This window comes from Streptomyces sp. WM6386, from assembly GCF_000972385.1.
Taxonomy (GTDB): Bacteria; Actinomycetota; Actinomycetes; order Streptomycetales; family Streptomycetaceae; genus Streptomyces.
This window is the reverse complement of record NZ_JXTE01000421.1, coordinates 1-532: the sequence shown is the minus strand read 5'-3', so window position 1 is coordinate 532 and position 532 is coordinate 1. Positions and strand designations below refer to the sequence as shown.

At 74.2% G+C, this 532-nt stretch carries 1 protein-coding gene; it reads right to left on the bottom strand.

All coding sequences use genetic code 11. The annotated features are described in order from the left end of the window. Window positions 1–188: hypothetical protein (locus tag TN53_RS48905; protein ID WP_046264178.1), on the bottom strand; the 188-nt coding region annotated here is incomplete at its 3' end. Window positions 189–532 lie beyond the last annotated feature (344 nt).

Genomic DNA, 532 nt, shown 5'->3' with positions numbered 1-532 from the left:
TTCCAGCCCCCTGGCCCCCCCCCCCGCCAGTCGATCCACGGCGCCTGCGCCACCTCCGCCGCGTCGATCTCCAGACCGGCCCGGCGGAGGAATTCCGCGATGTCGGAGAGGTTGTGGGCCAGGCCGAGGGGTTCGCCGTTCACGCGTACCCGGCGGCCGCCTGTGGAGGACGGTGGGTGGACGGTCACGTGGAGCGAGGACGGGACGGGCGTGCCTTCTGGAGTGTCCGGGGAGTCGGGGCCCGTGCTTTGGCCCGTCATCGTGGCGGTCGCTCACTCGTGGCCCCGCCTGACCGGCCCAGGTCGCGCAGTTCCTGCCAGGCCGCGGGGTCTGGGCGCCATTGCTGCCAGTGGGGATGGAAGTACAGCCGGACCGACAGCCGGTATAGGCGTCGGCGCAGCTTTGTGGGGCCGGGGCGCGCCACGGCCCGGCTCTTCACCGCGGGTGATGCCGGCATCGGTACGGCCGCCGGGGACCGCGGGGGGGATCTCGGGCCTCGGCATCGGGGCCGCGCGGACCTCGAGTCCGGGAC